The organism is Nocardia sp. NPDC056000 (genome assembly GCF_042269265.1).
In the GTDB taxonomy this organism is placed as follows: Bacteria; Actinomycetota; Actinomycetes; order Mycobacteriales; family Mycobacteriaceae; genus Nocardia.
This window is the reverse complement of the sequence record NZ_JBHJXS010000011.1, coordinates 425,306-442,930: the sequence shown is the minus strand read 5'-3', so window position 1 is coordinate 442,930 and position 17,625 is coordinate 425,306. Positions and strand designations below refer to the sequence as shown.

The following is a 17,625-nucleotide window of genomic DNA, read 5'->3' as shown; positions in this document are numbered from 1 at the left end:
CTGCTGCTCAGCGGCCCGAACTCGTATCCGGACTCCAGCACAACGCTCTCAGTTTTGATATCACAAACATAGTTCGGCACGCCGCCTCGCAACTGGCCTCGGATTTGCTACTGCCGCTTGATCTTCCGCCGCTCACTGCTGGCCGCTTCGGTCAGCGCGGTACATGGCAGTGCGTGCGTTTGACGTCACCGACGATGTGCAGACCGCACCAACAAACGGTGTCTCCGATCGAGGACTGGATCGGGCCTGCGACCGTGCAGACCGTAAATCGACAGCCGAGTAACTCATGGACGAGTTCACAACGGTGGTGCCACAGTCACCTCTTCCAGCCGAAAAGATCGCGGTAGCGCTGTTCGATACTCGCTGGCGGTGGTAGTTGTGCCCCTGTGTCGTCTGCGGCCATGCCAAGCAGGTTGTCGGCGTCAGGGGCACCGACCGGCTTGATGGTGAGGATCAGTCGAGAGAAGACGTCCACATATTCGGCTGCGGTGATGAACAGTTCGACGGCCGCAGTAGCGATGTCCGCGACAACGAGGGTTTCCGCGCTCAACGGATTCAGCTCGGTCTTCCATACCCCGAGCCGATCGGTCTGCTGCTGATTCGGCTCGATCCCAACGGCGGAGAGGTCAATCGCGATTGCCTGCGCGGAGCCGTAGGCGCGGTTGGCGAACGGTGCGGTCGGTAGCATCGCGGCGTGAATTCTGTTGCGGAGTTGAGAGCAGATGAACGCGTACTGCTGGAGTTCGTGTACCTGCCGTAGCAAGTCCGCGCCGACGGGACCTGGGTAGTGCGGGTCCACGTACCTAGTCAACGTCGTTTTCGAATGCAGCGATTTGAGTAGTGGCTTGCTCTCGGTGGGGTACATCCAGCGCAGGTAGGCACGCGCGTAAGTGTCGAAAACCGCGATCAGGTACAGCAGTTCCCGGTCGAAGGCTTCGCTCACGGACTCCACGGTGTCGACGGTTGGCTTGATATCGCGGCCGTTGGTGCGTGCCAGCGCGGCGAGGACCTCATCGAGAGCGCGGGCAGCGCGGCGCAGACGTGCTTGTACGGTTTCGACATCCGCCGCGGCCTCTGTCTTGCCAGCCAATCTGGCCGCGAGATGGAGCGTATCCAGCAATGGTGCGACTGCTGCGACACCATTAGCGTAGAACTCGGTGATCGAACGTGCGCCCACCTCGTTAACCGACCTCCCAGTGCAGATTTGGGCGATTATGCAGTTGCCTGTCATACGCAGGTAGTGACCGAAAACCGGTGCCAGGTCCTCTGGGGTGACGGTTGTGACGACGTCGTTGTCGGCGACGTCGGCGCGACCCACGGTCGGTGCCAGTGACACGATGACATCGGTGCCGAGTGCATAGCCGACGGCCGCCAGTACGGCTGCATCGAGCCGATCGGTATCGCTGAGGTCAGTTGTTGTCGCATCGTGAGCGTCCAGCACCGTGTAGATGTCGAAGAAGCGACACATACGCATCGCGGCGATCTGCCCAGCCCGGGTGGAATGGACGGAGAACTCCAGGGCATCGCCGAAACGTGAAGCGCTCTCTCGATCGGTGAACGAAAGCGTGTGCAGTTCGTCGATCTCAATTGCCTGCATCCAGGACTCGGCGATAGCGGCATCGTCGTTGCGACGAATCAATAGTTTTACGGCCACGATGTCTCGGCGGCGGGCGATTTCAAGTAGGTCAGGATAAGCACGAGGGTCCATTCCCAGGGTCCGCAAATCGATGCCGACCACAAGGGGCCGCGTGGTCGGCACCATCGGAAACAGATGGGTGTGGTCGGATGACACCGATCGTGCGTAGCGGGTGAATTTGTTGTGTGGGGCGCCGGAGGGGATCGTCAACTGCGGCGACGTGGCGTTGGATACGTCATTCATGATCTGTCCAGTGTGCAACCATGTCACGCACAAGCGTGGGCTCCGGACAACACCGAACCTATGAGAGAGCTGGAGATTGAGTCGGGGCCGCTCTACGTCGCATCAGCCCGGGTGCCGCAGGCTGGATCCGGTCGCTCTCGATAAGGCCGCCTCCCCGGACGAGATACAGGGCACACCACCGCGTGATGACCGCGAGCCGCAGGCATGAGCGTGTGTTCAACAGGGTGCGGATCGTTGGGGCGGTCTCAAGCTCTCAGTCAAAGATAGTGGGCGCGTTCACGCTCACGGGTCACCTCGGTGACCTCGGGTCGGCACAGCGTCCAGGCGGTTTTAGTGCGCGACTACCTGGACTGAGTTCCCACTGAGAAAGGCCCCCTGAGCTTCGGCTTCGGGGGTCCTTCTCATCTTCCTTGAAATCCTCGAAAATCGCTGAAAACCGTTGTGGTGACGCGGTGTAACGACGTGACGTGGCGAACGACTCTTCTTGTATCAGCTGATCGAAGGTCGTTTGGAACGCGTGCTGCGTTCGATTCTTCGCGCGATGCGCCGGGATATCGGATGCGCCGACGCCGGATCACAGGGAAGCAGCTTGATGCAGATAATCGCGACTATTTTCGTGTTCGTATGGATGGGCTTGGTTGTCGTCGGGGTCATCGGGGTCATTCGTGGCCGGGTGCTCTGGGCGCGCATAGGCAGCAGGCGGGCGGCGGGTGGGTGCTGGGCGCTGCTCTTCCGGTGTTCATCCTGATAGGAGTTGTTGCGCCGAAACAGGATTCGACGCAATCGGGGCAGACTGGGGCGAGTCTTTCCAGTGCAGGTTCGCCTGCCGTCACCACGACGGTCGTGCCTGCGGTGACCAGGGAGGCCGTCCCAGCGCCTCTCGTCGCGGCACCGGCGCCCGCACCGTCGACCACTACAGCGGCTATCGCTCCCCCTCCGATCAACAACCCGGTCCCGGTTCCCGAGGTGAACACGCCCGCACCGGTGCTGCCAACTGTTGAGGTTCGGGCGACTGTCCCCGCTCGCTCACAGCCTTCGACTGCGGTCACACCGGGTGCGTTCTGTAGCGATGCCGGAGCGACGGGCTACACCAAGTCAGGAACGCTGATGGTGTGTGAGACAAGCGCGACCGACTCACGATTGCGTTGGCGGCACGCATAACCAGTAAGGATTGGGCCGCCGAATGTTGTTCGGCGGCTCAATCTTGTTGGCGGGCACTAGGCTTGGATTACTTCGATGCCGACCATGGCATTGAGGGAGTCGCAGCTGGCCCAGGACTGGTTTTGGCCGTATTGGATGGGGCCGTATTTCCAGTAGGTGAAGGGGACGGGCCAGGCTACGCAGGTGAGCTTTACCTGGTGCCAGGTCGGGAGCTCGCAGTTGGACATTCCGCCGGTGTTGAAAATGTTGTAGACGTGGCAGTTGGCCTGCCAGACCGGTACGTCGGCTTGGGCTACGCCCCCACCGGTGAGCACGGCGGCCGTGGCCGCGGTGGCTACGGCTGCGGCGCCGGCAGCAAGTCGCTTCGCAGATAGCATTCCGACCTCCTGAATAGGTGTTGTTGTGGAGGACATCGTGCGTACCGGTCGTGCTCGTTACCGCAAATTCAGTGGGGGCGTTTGAACCAGGATTCGGAACTATTCCTGCATAGCAGGATGACAATTGTCAGACCGACGAGAGTGCCGAGGAAGCCGGGTGGGACTTTCTGCATCGTTCCGCTTACGCCCCATAGCATTTGGAGGCTCGCGCCCACGATTGCGGCTATCCGCAAGCCATTTCCGTTCACGGTGTAACCGAAAGCGAAGAGCGCCAAGAAGAATGCCGGAAGAAAGCCTGCGATGAGCACGCCGCAGAGTTCGGCGGTACCGTAGATGCCCGCTATCACCGATAGCACGATGCCGAGCGCGCCGAAACTCCAGGAGAGGATCTGTGCCGCCCGCGCCGCCCCCGGCATCCTCACGGGATGGGCCTGGACCTGGCCATATGGCTCATAGACCGGATCGTTCGTCGCATGCGCGTTGTCGCCGAAGTCCACTTGGAACTCCCCCATCTCTCCCGTACCGGCCGCGGTCCCGCCGGTTTCTTCGGGACGAAGAGTACAGCGTCGGCGCGTCATCGAAATCCACTGCGGCTCGCGGGATGGGCGGCTCCGGGCTTTCGCTGTGGCATGCTGGGGAATCGCAGTCGCGATACCGCTCATCGCTCGTGCTGAAGTCGCTCATCGGACAGTCCGATTTCCAGCCGAAGGTAGGTGTTGATACGTGGATCTGACCCCGCTCTCGCCGACGGAACGCAGCACAATTCATCGTGACGCGCAGCGTGCGCGTACGGATCGAGCAGAGCTCTACGCCATTCTGGACGAGGCATTGGAGTGCCATCTGGCGGTGATATGGGATGGCGCACCGCTGGTATTGCCGACAACATTCGGGCGCGATGGCGACACCCTGTATGTGCACGGTTCCCCGCACGCGGAGAGTCTGCGATTGGGGGCGAGCACGCCTGTTTGCGTGGCGGTGACATTGGTCGACGGCGTGGTGTACGCGCGGGCACTCAAAGACTTCTCACTCAACTACCGGAGTGCGGTAATTCACGGACAGCCCAGCGAAATCCAGGACACCCCAACGAAATTGCACGCGTTGCGCACCATTGTCGAACACTGCGCGCCCGGCTCCTGGGATTATGTTCCCGAGCCCGATCCACACGATGTCGGATGGACCTGTGTGCTCGCCCTGGATCTCACCGAAGCGTCGGTGAAGGTGCGAAATGGCGGCCCGATGGACTCGGCAGCCGATATCGCGGCCAGCGACGTCTGGGCGGGGCACCTGCCGATGCGCACGGCATTCGACAGCCCGATCCCCTCCCCCGACCTGCGTCCCGGCATCGAGCTTCCCGACCACATCCGCGACCGGCGTTGGCCTGGAGCCTGATTCGGCACTGCTGCCTTCACCAGGTTCCGGCGGATCCGTGTGAAAGCCGGAATAGTCGTTGCCACCCTACGATTCGGGAAGCTCCGAAAGACGAGCGCTTATGCGGGTGGCGAACAGCGCCGCGCCGCGCGAGATCGCGATGTCGTGGGCTTCCCGCAAGGCGGTACGGGCTTCGGCGAAAGCAGCTCCGGCGGTGTGGATGTCGGCGAGATCTTCCAGGGCCCGGATGAGTTCTGTGGCGGATTCGCCGCGGCGCAGGTGGGTGATTGCCGTGTGCAGCAGGGGGATTGTGGTGGTGTCGGCCGCGGCCATGGCTACCGCACGCCAGGCACGACCGAGCGTGACCGGGGTGTTCCAGCGTTGGGCTAGTTCGAGTTCCTCGGCGGCGAGTTGACGGGCCTGAGCGTGATCGCCGAGTGGAATCAGTTGCAGGGCGGCGGAACTGCGCCACGGGATGTGCGCGGGGTTGTGCAGATCCCAGGCGGCGAGGCGGCGGCCGCATTCGAGGAAGTGGGCGACGGCTTCGCGGTGCCGGTTGCGGGCCACGCAGCTCAGGGCGCGGACGTAGGTGATGGTGGTCCATTCCCACGATTCCGGATTCGTGTGGGCGCGAGTGGATTCCAGCCATTCATCGGCTTCGTCCAGTCGGCCGGAGCCGAGCAGGGCGTGCGCGTACTGGGCGACGAGGGCGGGTGGGCGGCGGACCAGCGTGCCGGTGGGGGTTGCGGCGATGAGCGCGCATTCGCGTTCGGCGTCGGCGTAACGACCCTGGCGCAGTAGCGCTTCGGACCGCAGGATGAGGCGGTAGGCGTCGATCACGCCGAAGTATTTGTCCTCGCTCTGCGCGCTGAGCTGGGCGGTGAGGGTGAGTTCATCGGTCCACAGGGCGATGTGGGCGAAGATGCCGAACAGTTCCCGGGGCAGCCGCTCATGGGGTTGCACGCCGCTGGCGGGCAGGAATCGCGCGCGAGCGGCTTCGGCCGAGATACGCACGGCGAAAACATCATCCAGGGTGCGGGTGGCGGCGGTGACGACATCGGGCCGGGGATCGTGTCGGGCGAGTTCCCGATAGCTCGACCAGCCCTGCGAGGTCAGGGCGGCGACCATCCAGCGGGAGGCGCGCACCGAGGTCGCCGCCTCCTGATCACGAGCGGCGGTCTCGGCGAGCACCTGATCCAGCAGGGCATCCGCCTCGGTCGCGCGATACGCGGTGATCAAGGTCCAGGCGAGCGGAATGAGCGCCGCCGGAGCGCTTTTCGACTCCCGCTCCAAGGCCAGCGCCTGTTCCAGGTAGGCGCGAGCGGCGACGGGATCGGTCCACTGTTTCAGCAGCCCCAGCCGCAGGGCGAGGTCGGAGCGCTGTTCCGGCACCGAGATCCGCTGCGCCACTTCCAGATAACCGGTGGCTTCGGCCAGGTCCAGGGCGCGCACCGCCTCCGCCGCCGCGTCGATGAGCGTGGGCACCCAGTACGACCATTGCGGTCCGCTGAGTTCGAGCAGATACGCGGCCACCTCCCGGGTGTCGCGCGAGAGGAGCAGGGCACGCTGCGCGGCGAGCTCGCGCACCTGCCGGACCTCCGCACGCGGGCACAGGTGACGCAAAGTGTTGGCGGGCAAGCGATGCCGGAAGCGCGGCGGATCGGCGGCGGCGAGAATCCCCTCGGTGACCAGCAGCGAACAGCGCTCCCGAATCTCGGCTTCGGGCTGCTCGCACGCGGCGGCCACCACCTCGACGGGCGCGCGGTAGTCCTGGAGTACGGCGATTGCCCGCAGCATCGCGCCGCCGTCTCGGGAGTACCGGTTCAGCAGGCGGCGCATGGCGCGTTGATAGGTGCCGCTGGGCAATTGCTCCGGCACACGTTGCGGAGCGTCGAAGAGCGCGAGGTCTTTCAGCAGTGCGCCGACCAGAATGGGCAGACCGCCCGTGGCCTGCTGTATCTCCAGCGCCAGTGCGTCCGAACAGCTTCCGCCCAGTGCCCGCCCGGCGAGAGCCGAGATGGCGGGCAATCGCAGTCCCGCCAGCCGGATCACCTCCGCGGCAAGGCATTCCAGCTCGGTATGCACCGACGAGACCGGCGCGAGGTACCAGGTGCGCTCATCGAACACGGCCACCACCAGCACGGGCAGCGTGCGCAATTGCGGTGTCAATGCCACCAGCAATTCCAGCGAGGGAGTGCCCGCCTCGGCCACATCATCCAGGAGCAGCACCCGGGGTTGTGATGCGAATCCGTCGCGCAGCAACGCCGCTTGCCCGCGATAGTCGGTGTCCTCGATTCCCGCTGTCGCGGTATCCATTCCGGCCAGCCGGGCGAGCTCGTGAAACAGCCGCGGCTCCGGCCCGGTCAGCTCCTTGGCATTGAGTACGACCGCATTCGGCACCCGCTCGGCGACGGCTTCGATCAACACCGTCTTCCCCGATCCCGGATACCCCGAGATCACCACGGTCCCGCCCCGCCCGCTCATCGCCCGCTGATACGCACCGAAAATGGCCGCCAATTGCTCATCGCGATCCAGCAGCGCGATGCCGGAGTGCGCAAGCCGCGTATCGGCGGCAGCGTCCTCCGAGGGCACGGCGACGGTGGGTAATCCGCCCGCAGACCAGTCCGAAATCATTGCGACCGAGGCAGATTCGACCGAGAACGCCGCGGCCGCGCCATGCCCCCGCGAAAACTGTTCCGGCCCAGCCCCACCGGGATGCGCCCCAGGCAACAGCGATCCCGCCGCCGTCGATACCGCTGACCGATCCCAACCGGCCGACCACGTTCGATCGGCCGAGATCCCCGTCGGGCCGGAAACTAGCGGCCGCATCTCGTCGCCGACCGGGCCGGACATTAGCGACCGCGTCTCGTCGCCGACCGGGCCGGACACTAGCGGCTGCGTCTCGTCGCCGACCGGGCCAGACACTAGCGACCGCATCTCGTCATCGACAGCCCCGCCCCGCCCAGAACCCGGCAACCGTTCACCAGCCGCCAACTGCGATCCGGCCGCCGATTCCCCCGATAGCTCGGAACCCATCGAATGTGCGCCAACGACCCCAGCTGCCGAACCCTGATCGGCCGCAAGCGGATCCGGTATCGGTCCCCGAACCGATCGAGCGGTTACGACTGCCGGTTCTGCCTGACCCGCCAGGATGCGGCTCTGTAGTTCACGTAGCTCATCACCGGGTTCGACGCCGAGTTCGTCGACCAGTCGCCGCCGGGTGCGGGCGTACACATCGAGGGCTTCAGCTCGCCTCCCCTGCCGGGCGAGCCCGCGCATGAGCAAAGCGCTGGGACGTTCGCGGAGCGGATGTTCACTGACCAGCGGACGGACGCGATCGACCACCTGATCGGTGCGGCCGAGGTCCAGGGCGACGTACAGGCTGTCCTCGAGGACGGCGAGCGCACGTTCGTGCAGTAGCGCGCGGTGCGCGGCCACGACCGGTCCGGGCGCTCCGGCCAGCGGTTCGCCAGAGCACAACAGCAGTGCCCGCGTGTACCGCTCGTCGGCGGTCACCGGATCACCTTGTGCGCGTGCGCGTTCCGCCTCGGATACAAGGCGGTCGAAGATGCCGACGTCGATCTGCTCATCGGTGATGTTCAACTGGTAACCGCCGTGTCCGGACAGCAGCACCGTAGGCGCGGCGCGAGGTGCGCGATCGGGTTCGAGGGCGCGGCGCAGCGCGGAGATATGGGTCTGCACCAGGCCGATTCCGCTGGCGGGCGCGGCATCGTCGTACAGACCGTCCAGCAGCGCGGTGGCCGCGACCCAGCGGCGGCGGCGCATGGCGAGCATGGCGAGCAGTGAGCGGCGCTGTGGCGGTCCGAGGGCTACGGCGCGGTCGTCCAATCGCACCTGCACGCCGTCGAGCAGGGTGATCTGTATATTCGCCGCCGACACTCCGCGCCCTTCTTCGCCGGGTGGGGTGCCCAACCGCTGCGATCGATCCGTTTCTCGAACTCGGACAGCGTAGTCAGTGCGAGCGGCTATCAAGACCACGCCGCAGCCGGGACCGCCGCCCGACCATCTCGGAAAGCGCCCGCGAGCTGGGTTTTCGGAATCCGTTCAGTGCCCGTTGAGTGATCGAAAGCATGGTCGTCGCCATGAGTATCACCTCGAAGTTCCGCCACACCATGCTGATCGTCACCGCCCTCGGCCTGGGTATCGCCGCCACCGCCTGTTCCGCCGCGGGCGATAAGCCGGCCGCCGCCGCACCGCAGCCCGATCCGAACAAGCCCGCCGTACTGCTCGTGCACGGCGCGTTCGCGGACGGTTCCAGCTGGAGCCGGGTCGCCGAGCGTCTACAGCGCGACGGTTACCGAGTGACCAGCGCGGCCGTCCCGCTGCGCGGGCTCACCTACGATTCGGCCTATATCCGGGGTCTGCTCGATGCCATGCCCGATAAGACGATTCTGGTCGGCCATTCGTACGGCGGTGCGGTGATCACCAATGCCGCCGCGGGGTCACCAAAGGTGAAGGGCCTGGTCTATGTGGCCGCGTTCGCACCGGACAAGGGTGAGAGCCTGGGCGAGCTCGATGCCCGCTACGGTGGTCCGGCCACCAAAATCACTGTGCCGCAGAACTATCCGCTCACCACGGGCGGCACCGCACCGGAGCTGGTGATCAGCCCGGAGCAGTTCCCGGCCAATTTCGCGCAGGATCTGCCCGCCGATGAGGCGGCGCTGCTGGCCTCGGCGCAGCGTCCGGTGGCAGTGGCGGCGTTCACCGAGACCACGGTCGATCCGGCGTGGAAGTCGATTCCGTCCTGGTATCTGGTGGCGCGCGATGATCACATGATTCCGGCGGATGGTCAGCGTGCGATGGCCAAGCGCATCAATGCGACGGTGGTCGAGCATGACGGCAGCCATGCCATCGCGCTATCGCAGCCCGCGACGGTGACCGAGCTGATCGAGAGCGCGGCGACCGCGGCGCACTGACCCGCGGAAAGCGCTGTCGTGGCCCAGCTCTCAGCGCCCGTTAATGTGAACGAAACATTCACATTTCAATTTCCCAATCGAGCAACCGACCGGTACTCTTCGCACGTCGCAGCTGCGATCGCGAAACTTTTGTTCTGGCAATGGAGTTCGAGTGCTGGAAATCAGCCACTTCAGTTACGGGTGGGTCACCCCCGTCATGGCATACGTAATGTCCGTCACCGGATGTCTGCTCGGCCTGCGCTGCACCGCGCGCGCCCGCAGCGGGGAAGGCCGCCGCGGCTGGTTGATCGCGGCGGCCATCGCCATCGGCGGCACCGGTATCTGGGTCATGCATTTCATTGCCATGCTGGGGTTTTCCATCCACGGCGCGTCCATTCGCTATGACGTGCCGGTCACGCTGCTCAGCGCCGCCATCGCCATGATCGTGGTGTGGGTCGGGTTGTCCATCGTGGCGACCGGGCGCTGGGGCGGCTGGGAATTGCCGATCGGTGGCACCATCACCGGACTCGGCGTGGGCGCGATGCATTACGCGGGCATGTACGCCATGAAATCGGACGCGATCATCGACTACGACTTCGGTCTGGTCGCGCTGTCGATGGTGATCGCCGTGGTCGCCTCGATCGTGGCGCTCTGGTTCACCTTGAATATCAATGGGATTCTCGCCACCTGCGGCGCGGCATTGATCATGGGAATCGCGGTGTGCGGCATGCATTACACCGGAATGGCGTCCATGAGCGCGCATCAGGCCGCGCACGCGAGCATGCCGCACGGCGCGGGCGCGATGCAGTTGCTCGCACCACTCATGGTCAGCGTCAGCACCGTCACCATGGTGCTGCTCATTCACGTCGGCCTGACCGAGGTGGATGAGGCCAGCCGGATCAGCGAACCGGTGCGACCGGAACCGGTGCGGCACGATCCGTGGTCGTTACAGTCGAGTTCGCGCGGGGCGCAGGCGAATTCGGCTGTCACGCAACGCGCGGCGGCGGGCGCGGGCGGTATGACACCGGCTGCCGCGCAGAATCACGGCCTGCCGCAACAGCATCCGGAGCCGTATCAGAACCCGGAGCCGTACCAATATCCGCAACCACCGCTGTACGCCCCCGAGCGCGGGGCTTTCCCGCCCGCGGGCGGCTATGCCCCGGGCACCGGAGTCTGAGAACTTTCCGGCGGCACGCTGAGAAACGGGACCCGCTGGTCGACTTACCCGCATACGCGCAGCAAACTGACTGGCGTGGCGCATCAAATGGAATTGATCTTCGTCGTCCTGTTCGCGACGATCCTGGCCCAGCCGCTCGGTAAGCGGCTCGGTCAGGCGCCGGCGGTGCTCATGACCGCCTTCGGCGTGGTCCTGGCGCTGATACCGCAGGTTCCCGAGATCCATATCGATCCCGAGATGATCCTGCCGCTGGTGCTGCCGCCGCTGCTGTACGCGGCCGCCCGCCGCACCTCCTGGCGGGCCTTCGCCGATAACTGGGGTGCGATCAGCATGCGCGCGGTGGTGCTGGTCATCGTGACCGCGGTGGCGGTGGCCTGGGCCTTCCGCGCCTTCTATCCCGCCGTGCCGATCGGGGCGGCGCTGGCGCTGGGCGCACTGGTCGCACCGCCCGATCCGGTGGCGGTGTCCGCGCTGGCGGGCAAACTGGGGCTGCCGCGCCGCCTGGTGGCCGTCCTCGAGGGCGAGGGCCTGTTCAATGACGTGACGGCCATCGTCGTCTACTCCGTCGCCATTCAGGCGGTGGTCACCGGCAAATTCTCGGCATGGCATGCGGCCGGGCAGTTCGCCATCTCGGCGGTGGTCGGCGTGGGAGTCGGGCTGCTGTTCGGGTGGGCGGGCAGCAAGCTCATGCGGCGGCTCGGTGAAGCGCCCTGGCAGGTGGCGCTGGGGCTGCTACTGCCGTTCGCGGCGTATGGCGTCTCCGAGGCGCGCGACGGTTCGGCCGTGCTGGCGGTGCTGGTGTGTTCGCTCTATCTCACCGATGCCGCAACCGATTTCAGCGATAGCGATTACCGGCTCGTCGGTGATTCCTTCTGGGAGATCACCGAGATGCTGGTCACCGGTTTCGCTTTCGGGCTCATCGGCCTGGAATTGAGCACGGTGCTCAAGGACGCCGGACCGGATTGGCCGCGCTTCATCGGCGGCGCGGCCGTGGTGATCGGCGTGGTGGTGGGACTGCGACTGATCTGGCTGCTGATCACCACCGCGCTGTTCAAGAGCTGGTGGCGTGAACGCGATGCCGATGAGCCGTACACCTGGCGCGAGACCCTGGTCACCTGGTGGGCGGGCATGCGCGGGGTCGCGACAGTCGCACTGGCACTGGCGGTTCCGTTCACCACCGATTCCGGCGCGCCGTTCCCTGGCCGCTCGGAAATCCTGTTCACCGCGTTCGCCGTGGTGATGTTCACCCTGCTGTTGCAGGGCCCGACCCTGCCCGCGGTGGTGCGGGTGACCGGCGTACACGTGGACACCGAACGCGAGCGAGAGATGGAGCGCCGCCTGTGGACTCGCGTGCTGGAGGCGGAACTGGCTCGGCTGAAAGAGATTTCGGCGACACAGGCGCTGCCCGAGGAGCTATACGAGCGGCTGCGCGACGGTTTCGAACGACGGCTGGCGCAGGCCGATCCGGAAGCGGCGGAGGGCAATGCGAAGATCAATACCGATCGCGCCGTCGTATTCGCCAAACAGATGCGCGCCATCACCAATGAGGTGCTGGAGGCGGGGCGGACCGAAGCACTGGCCGCGCGGCGCGAACCCGGAATCGCGCCCGATGTGGTGGATCGGGTCATGCGCCGCCTGGATCTGCGCACCAAAGCCGGGTCGCCCTAGTCCTGATCGACCAGTCCCACAGGCAGATACGAGTAGACCGCCAGCGCCGCGACCAGCGTCAGGAGTACGCCCGCGACCACCAGATTGGCGCGCCGATGCGAGACCAGTACGGCGACGAATTCGCGCAGGAAGGCGGCGGGGACGAAATAGCGGGCCGTCCGCGCGCCCACCACCTGCGCGTCCAGGCCGAAACGGCGAGTCAGCTCGGCGGAGCGCATGACGTGGAAGTCGCTGGTCACCACGGTCATTCGCGGATTCTCGGCAACCTCCGCGCGCTCGCGCAGCAGCTCGGTGGTGAACCGCAGATTCTGTTCGGTGTTGCGAGACCTGTTCTCCCGCACTATTTTCGCCGCCGGAACCCCGGCGGCCTCGAGATAGTCGGCCATGGCGTCGGCCTCGGCCACGGATTCCCCGGGCCCCTGCCCGCCCGAGGTCACCAGGATGGGATCCCCGCCCGCCGCCAGCTCCGTCTCGTAGGCGGCCCGCGCTCGGTCCAGCCGGGAGGCCAGCAGCGGTGTGACCTGCCCGCCCGCCAAACCGCAGCCGAGCACCATCACCACATCCGCGCCCGGCCGCTGCGGCAACCGCGCGTACAGCACCGCGTACCCGGTGAACGCGAGCAACTGCACCAGTAGCAGCATGCCGATCAGCACCAGCGCCACACCCAGTCCGGTGCGCCAGGCGGGCGTTCGGCCACCGGGATCCAGCAGTATCCAGGCGGCCAGCGGAAACAGCAGCAACCCGATCCCGGCGAGCGGTGCGACCGCCGTGGCGATCCGCAGCCCCTCCCGACGGGTCAGCACCACCCCGTTAGCCACCAGCCCGAGCCCCGCCGCCAGCAGCGACAGCGGCGGCAGCAATACGAGCAGAGCGACACCGATCTCGATGGCCACCAACGTATTCCGCTCCAGCAGTGCCAACACCGCCCACAGCGCGATCAAGCCGAGCGCCGCGAACAACACCAGCCCCGTCGACACCCGCCGAGGTTCCCGCACCACGCGCACCGCCCCGATGACCGCCAGTACGATACCGGCGGCCAGCAGCAGGTGGACGAACCCGCTCACCTCGAATACCGTTCCGCCCGGCCGTCATTCGCGCCGGAGTCCGGCGTGACCGGCACCGCGCGAACAGTCGACACGGTCGGTCGCGCATCGGCGCCGAACGCGACCTGCGGCGAGGCAGTGGTGGATGCGGTGGCGGTTGCGGCAGCATCGACAGGCACAGTTGGCACGGTAGGCGCAGTAACCGACATCCCCGCCCAGGACACGCGGCGCAGCAGCCACTCCACCGGTCCCTGCGCGAATCGGCCCAGCCACCACAGCGAGACCGCCGCCTGCGCGGCCAGGATCAGCACACACAGCGCCAGGGTGCGGCCCCAAGCCCCGGGCGCGGTCGGTTCGATACCCAGCGGCGTAGCGAAAAACCGTGCGGCAACGATGATTCCGGTAGCGGTCAGATAGTTGGTGAGCGCCGTCCGGCCGAGAGCGGTGAGCACCCTGCCGACCGAGGAATCGGGGCGGGTGCACACGGCCAGCAGCACCACACAGCCGTAGACGGCGGCCATGACCAGCCCGGCGATAACTCCGGCCTCCGAATCGGCGGCCTGCCAGATGAGAGCGGCAACAGCCGCGGGCACCAGACCGAGCAGCACGAACATCACCACCCGCTTATCCCCGACCTCCAGCCGCTGCGGCAACCCCGCCGAACCCGCCGCGAACCCGAGCAGGAACAGCCCCGGTACCAGCAGCAAGCCATTCGCGGCGAAGGCGGCCGCCACGGTGAGCACCGCGCCCAGCGCACCTGCCACGGGTGCGGCCCACCGATCCGGCAGGAAGGTCGCGGGCAAAAGCAGCGCGAGTGCCACGATCGCGTACGGCAGCAGCGCCTCGCCCGGTTGCAGTAGCTGATGCACCGCGCCCAATGCGCCGATGGCGAGCACCCGCCGCAGCATGACCACGCGTGGTGACCGCGCCCGCTCCCGGGCCGACCGCCACATGAGCGCGAACCCGATCCCGAACAGCAGCGAGAACAGCGGGAAGAACCGGTGGTACACACCGAATTCCAGCCACCGCAACACCGGATCGACGGCATCGTCCCGTATCGGGTCCAACCGCAGGATCGCGGGCGCATTGGCGAACAGAATGCCGCACAGTGCGAATCCACGCAGGATATCGAGGCTCGGTAGTCGTCGCATACCGATCATGGTCGCCACCGGCACCCCACCGGGACATCAGCCGAACGACCGAACCCGGCCCGCACCCCTCAGCCGAATGGCCGAACCTGGCGGTACCCACGAAGTATCGGGAGCAACGGGCATGGTCCCGCATTTCAACCGAAGTTCAGTCCATCAGGCCGGATTGCCAGGCGCGGGCGGCTATTTCGACGCGGTTGCGGGCGGCGAGGCGGCGTTGGATGTTGGCGACGTGGGTTTTCACGGTGCCGAGGGAGAGGAAGAGTTGGGTGCCGATTTCGGCGTTGGTGGCTCCGGCGGCGACCAGGCGGGTGACGTCGAGTTCGCGTGGGGTGAGGGCACCGACCGCTTCGGTTATCTCGGCGGGGGCTCGGCGCGCACCGGTTTCGCGGGTGCGGCGCAGTAGGCCGGTGGTGAGTTCGGGGCTGATGAGGGCGTCTCCGGCGACAGCCGCGCGGACGGCGGCCAAAAGCAGGTCGGGGCCGGAGTCCTTGAGCAGGAAGCCGCTCGCGCCGTTGGCGAGTGCCGTGTCGACGTAATCGTCGTCGTTGAATGTGGTGACGATGACCACGCGGGTGTCGGCGCTGATGCGGGCGCACACCTCGAGTCCGTCCAGGCGGGGCATGCGAATGTCCAGCAGCGCCACGTCGGGGTGGTGGGCGCGGACCGCTTCGATGGCTTGGACACCGTCGGCGGCCTGGGCCACGACGTCGATATCGGGTGCGGCGTCCAGGATCATGGCGAAGCCCATGCGCACCATCTCCTGATCGTCGGCGACCAGGACGCGAATCGTCATATCCCGCCGCCATTTCCGGGGTCGGTCATATCCCTCCCTTGTTGTCGGTGATCGGCAGGCTGGCCGCCAGTTGCCAGTGTCCGTTCGGCAGGCGTCCGGCGGTGACGGTGCCGCCCACCGCGGTGGCGCGTTCGGCCAGGCCGGTAAGTCCTACTCCCCCACCGCCGCCCAGGCCGGCGAAGCCGGTTCCGTTGTCGCACACGTGAATATCGACGGTGTCGTCGACGAGTCGCACCGTGACGTCGACGCGGCTCGCGTCGGCGGCGTGGCGGCGAATATTGTTGAACGCCTCCAACAGGATTCGGTGGACGGCCAGCAGCACCGCGTCCGGCACTTCTGGCGCGGCGACTCGTTCGTCGAGTTCGGTGATCACATCGGCGTGCGCGGTATCGGCGAATCGTTCCACCAGATCCGTGAGATCCGTTGTCCCCGTGGGTGCCGCGCCGTCGTGCAGGTTCCCGACCAGGGCCCGGATATCGTCCAGTGCCCGTCGCCCCGAACCCTCGATCCGCGCCAGCAGCGGCCGGGTCCGCTCATCCGCCCCGAGCTGTCCGGCCTGCGCCAGCACCACCATCCCCATGACCTCGTGCGCGATGACATCGTGCAGTTCGCGCGCCATCTGCGCCCGCTCATCGGCCACCGCCGCACCCCGTTCGACCACGAGCCGCTGCCGATGCGACCGCACCAGCAGCCCGATTCCCAGCGCGGTGATCGCCGGTATCGTCACCGCCAGCAGCGGCAGCACATCGTCGGCCGGATTCGATCGCAACCCCAGTACCGACCCCACCGCCGCGACTCCCACTATCGCGGTCAACACCGCATCCATCGGCACCGCGATCCGCGATGCCGCCACCCCGCAACCCACGATCGCCACCCACGCCGAGGCGGTGGCCCAGGGCGAGTGACTTTCCGGCCACCGCCACACGACCACCATCGCGATAACCAACACGGCCACTCCGAGCAGCACTCCGGAGCGCCGCGACACCGCCCCCTGATCCTCTCGAATCATGCTCAGACAGGCGTAGATTCCGCCCGCCGCCCCGAGCAGATCCACCAGCACCTGCCCGAAGGATCCACCCGCCGTCAGCTCCGCGAGCGCGCCGAGCCCACCCGGCAACACGCACAGAGCAAACAACAGGCGACCCATACCCCCGACACTAACCACAGCCTGCCGCCTACCCCGGCAGCACCCGCGGATCGGACAGGCTAAGCGGACTCGGCGGCTTCCAGAATCACGGGTTCATCGCCGGTGAGGGCGGTGTCGCCGGAGGTGTCCTTGAGATCCACGCCGGAGCGGCCGAGGCGGCGAGCCCCGTCGATGAGGGTGGCGGCCACCTGCGCGGCGCGGGCATAGCCGAGCCCCTCGGGCGGGTGGATGTTCGAGATGCAGTTGCGCTCGGAATCGGCGCGGCCCGGACGCGGGAGGTGGGTGAGGTAGATGCCGAGACTGTCGGCCACGGACAGGCCCGGACGTTCACCGATGAGGACGAGCAGGGTCGTCACGCCGAGGGCGTGGCCGATGTGATCGCCGAGGGCCACCCGCGATTGCGTGGCGATCACCGGCGGGGCGAAGGTGAGCCGATCCCCGAGCGCCTCGAAGAGTGCGGCCAGCATCGGAGCACCGTGATCGGTGAGCGCACGCGGGGAGAGACCGTCCGCCAGCACCACGCCGATATCCGCGCCCGTGTGGCGGAGAGCCGAAATACCCTGCCCCGCAGGGAGTTCGGATTGATAGGGCAGCCGCCCCAGATCCGGTCGCCGCAGGTACTCGGAGCGGTCGGCGGCATGACTGCGCACATGCACCGGATCCCCCAAACCCAGCGTTTTCACCTGCGCCGCAAGAACTTCCACGTCGAGTGGATTGTGCACCGCATCCCGCGCCGCCGCATGCGCGGCGCGCAGCGCCAGGACATCGGCGGTGGGCAGCGCATCGCCGGTGCGCCCCAAACCGATTCGCGCCTGCGTGGTCCGGCGTAGTTCTGCCCAGAACGCCCGCGCGGCGATTTCGTTCGGACCCGGCGATGCCGCATCATTCGAGGTGGCCGGGCCGGGCGGTGGAACGCTTCCCATCGCGCCCGACGGCATTGCGGTC

At 66.6% G+C, this 17,625-nt stretch carries 13 protein-coding genes; 4 read left to right on the top strand and 9 right to left on the bottom strand.

Annotated features, from left to right (window positions below; all coding sequences use genetic code 11):
* Positions 1 to 316 precede the first annotated feature (316 nt).
* The 3 genes from ACFC4D_RS31700 to ACFC4D_RS31690 all read right to left on the bottom strand — a co-directional run bounded on the left by ACFC4D_RS31700 (position 317) and on the right by ACFC4D_RS31690 (position 3,914).
* Positions 317 to 1,879: a hypothetical protein gene (locus ACFC4D_RS31700; RefSeq protein ID WP_376068679.1), complete on the bottom strand. Its 1,563-nt coding sequence runs from the start codon at positions 1,877 to 1,879 to the stop codon at positions 317 to 319.
* Between the two features lie 1,217 nt (positions 1,880 to 3,096).
* The gene (locus ACFC4D_RS31695; protein ID WP_364631678.1) at positions 3,097 to 3,417 is read right to left on the bottom strand and encodes a hypothetical protein; all 321 of its coding nucleotides are present in this window, start codon (positions 3,415 to 3,417) and stop codon (positions 3,097 to 3,099) included.
* Between the two features lie 68 nt (positions 3,418 to 3,485).
* On the bottom strand, positions 3,486 to 3,914 hold the full coding sequence (locus ACFC4D_RS31690) for a hypothetical protein (RefSeq protein ID WP_376068677.1): 429 nt from the start codon (positions 3,912 to 3,914) through the stop codon (positions 3,486 to 3,488).
* 226 nt (positions 3,915 to 4,140) lie between these two features.
* Between ACFC4D_RS31690 and ACFC4D_RS31685 the strand changes: the two genes are divergently transcribed.
* The gene (locus tag ACFC4D_RS31685; protein WP_376068675.1) at positions 4,141 to 4,806 is read left to right on the top strand and encodes a pyridoxamine 5'-phosphate oxidase family protein; all 666 of its coding nucleotides are present in this window, start codon (positions 4,141 to 4,143) and stop codon (positions 4,804 to 4,806) included.
* Between the two features lie 66 nt (positions 4,807 to 4,872).
* On the opposite strand, the gene ACFC4D_RS31680 is transcribed toward ACFC4D_RS31685, so the two are convergent.
* Complete coding sequence (locus ACFC4D_RS31680) at positions 4,873 to 8,685, bottom strand: BTAD domain-containing putative transcriptional regulator (protein WP_376068673.1); 3,813 nt, start codon at positions 8,683 to 8,685, stop codon at positions 4,873 to 4,875.
* Between the two features lie 203 nt (positions 8,686 to 8,888).
* On the opposite strand from ACFC4D_RS31680, the gene ACFC4D_RS31675 reads away from it, so the two are divergent.
* The 3 genes from ACFC4D_RS31675 (at position 8,889) to ACFC4D_RS31665 (ending at position 12,546) form a co-directional block, all read left to right on the top strand.
* Entirely contained in the window at positions 8,889 to 9,722 is an 834-nt protein-coding gene (locus tag ACFC4D_RS31675; protein ID WP_376068672.1) for an alpha/beta fold hydrolase, read from the top strand.
* A gap of 151 nt (positions 9,723 to 9,873) precedes the next feature.
* Entirely contained in the window at positions 9,874 to 10,878 is a 1,005-nt protein-coding gene (locus ACFC4D_RS31670; protein ID WP_376068670.1) for an MHYT domain-containing protein, read from the top strand.
* A gap of 75 nt (positions 10,879 to 10,953) precedes the next feature.
* The gene (locus ACFC4D_RS31665; RefSeq protein ID WP_375954039.1) at positions 10,954 to 12,546 is read left to right on the top strand and encodes a Na+/H+ antiporter; all 1,593 of its coding nucleotides are present in this window, start codon (positions 10,954 to 10,956) and stop codon (positions 12,544 to 12,546) included.
* On the opposite strand, the gene ACFC4D_RS31660 is transcribed toward ACFC4D_RS31665, so the two are convergent.
* The 5 genes from ACFC4D_RS31660 to eutC all read right to left on the bottom strand — a co-directional run bounded on the left by ACFC4D_RS31660 (position 12,543) and on the right by eutC (position 17,603).
* A complete protein-coding gene (locus ACFC4D_RS31660) occupies positions 12,543 to 13,610 on the bottom strand; it encodes a YdcF family protein (RefSeq protein WP_376068668.1) in 1,068 nt (355 codons plus the stop codon). The two genes, ACFC4D_RS31665 and ACFC4D_RS31660, sit on opposite strands and share 4 nt — an antisense overlap.
* Positions 13,607 to 14,740: a DUF418 domain-containing protein gene (locus ACFC4D_RS31655; RefSeq protein WP_376068666.1), complete on the bottom strand. Its 1,134-nt coding sequence runs from the start codon at positions 14,738 to 14,740 to the stop codon at positions 13,607 to 13,609. The genes ACFC4D_RS31660 and ACFC4D_RS31655 overlap by 4 nt, the downstream gene beginning before the upstream one ends.
* A 145-nt stretch (positions 14,741 to 14,885) precedes the next feature.
* Positions 14,886 to 15,533: a response regulator gene (locus ACFC4D_RS31650; RefSeq protein ID WP_376068665.1), complete on the bottom strand. Its 648-nt coding sequence runs from the start codon at positions 15,531 to 15,533 to the stop codon at positions 14,886 to 14,888.
* Between the two features lie 25 nt (positions 15,534 to 15,558).
* Complete coding sequence (locus tag ACFC4D_RS31645) at positions 15,559 to 16,680, bottom strand: sensor histidine kinase (protein ID WP_376068663.1); 1,122 nt, start codon at positions 16,678 to 16,680, stop codon at positions 15,559 to 15,561.
* A gap of 59 nt (positions 16,681 to 16,739) precedes the next feature.
* Entirely contained in the window at positions 16,740 to 17,603 is an 864-nt protein-coding gene (eutC, locus tag ACFC4D_RS31640) for an ethanolamine ammonia-lyase subunit EutC (RefSeq protein ID WP_376068707.1), read from the bottom strand.
* Positions 17,604 to 17,625 lie beyond the last annotated feature (22 nt).

Coding starts and splice junctions, on each gene's coding strand:
- ACFC4D_RS31700 (WP_376068679.1), bottom strand. CDS start 1,879: ATGAATGACGTATCCAACGCCACGTCGCCGCAGTTGACGATCCCCTCC.
- ACFC4D_RS31695 (WP_364631678.1), bottom strand. CDS start 3,417: ATGCTATCTGCGAAGCGACTTGCTGCCGGCGCCGCAGCCGTAGCCACC.
- ACFC4D_RS31675 (WP_376068672.1), top strand. CDS start 8,889: ATGAGTATCACCTCGAAGTTCCGCCACACCATGCTGATCGTCACCGCC.
- ACFC4D_RS31655 (WP_376068666.1), bottom strand. CDS start 14,740: ATGCGACGACTACCGAGCCTCGATATCCTGCGTGGATTCGCACTGTGC.
- ACFC4D_RS31650 (WP_376068665.1), bottom strand. CDS start 15,533: ATGACGATTCGCGTCCTGGTCGCCGACGATCAGGAGATGGTGCGCATG.
- ACFC4D_RS31645 (WP_376068663.1), bottom strand. CDS start 16,680: ATGGGTCGCCTGTTGTTTGCTCTGTGCGTGTTGCCGGGTGGGCTCGGC.
- eutC (WP_376068707.1), bottom strand. CDS start 17,603: ATGGGAAGCGTTCCACCGCCCGGCCCGGCCACCTCGAATGATGCGGCA.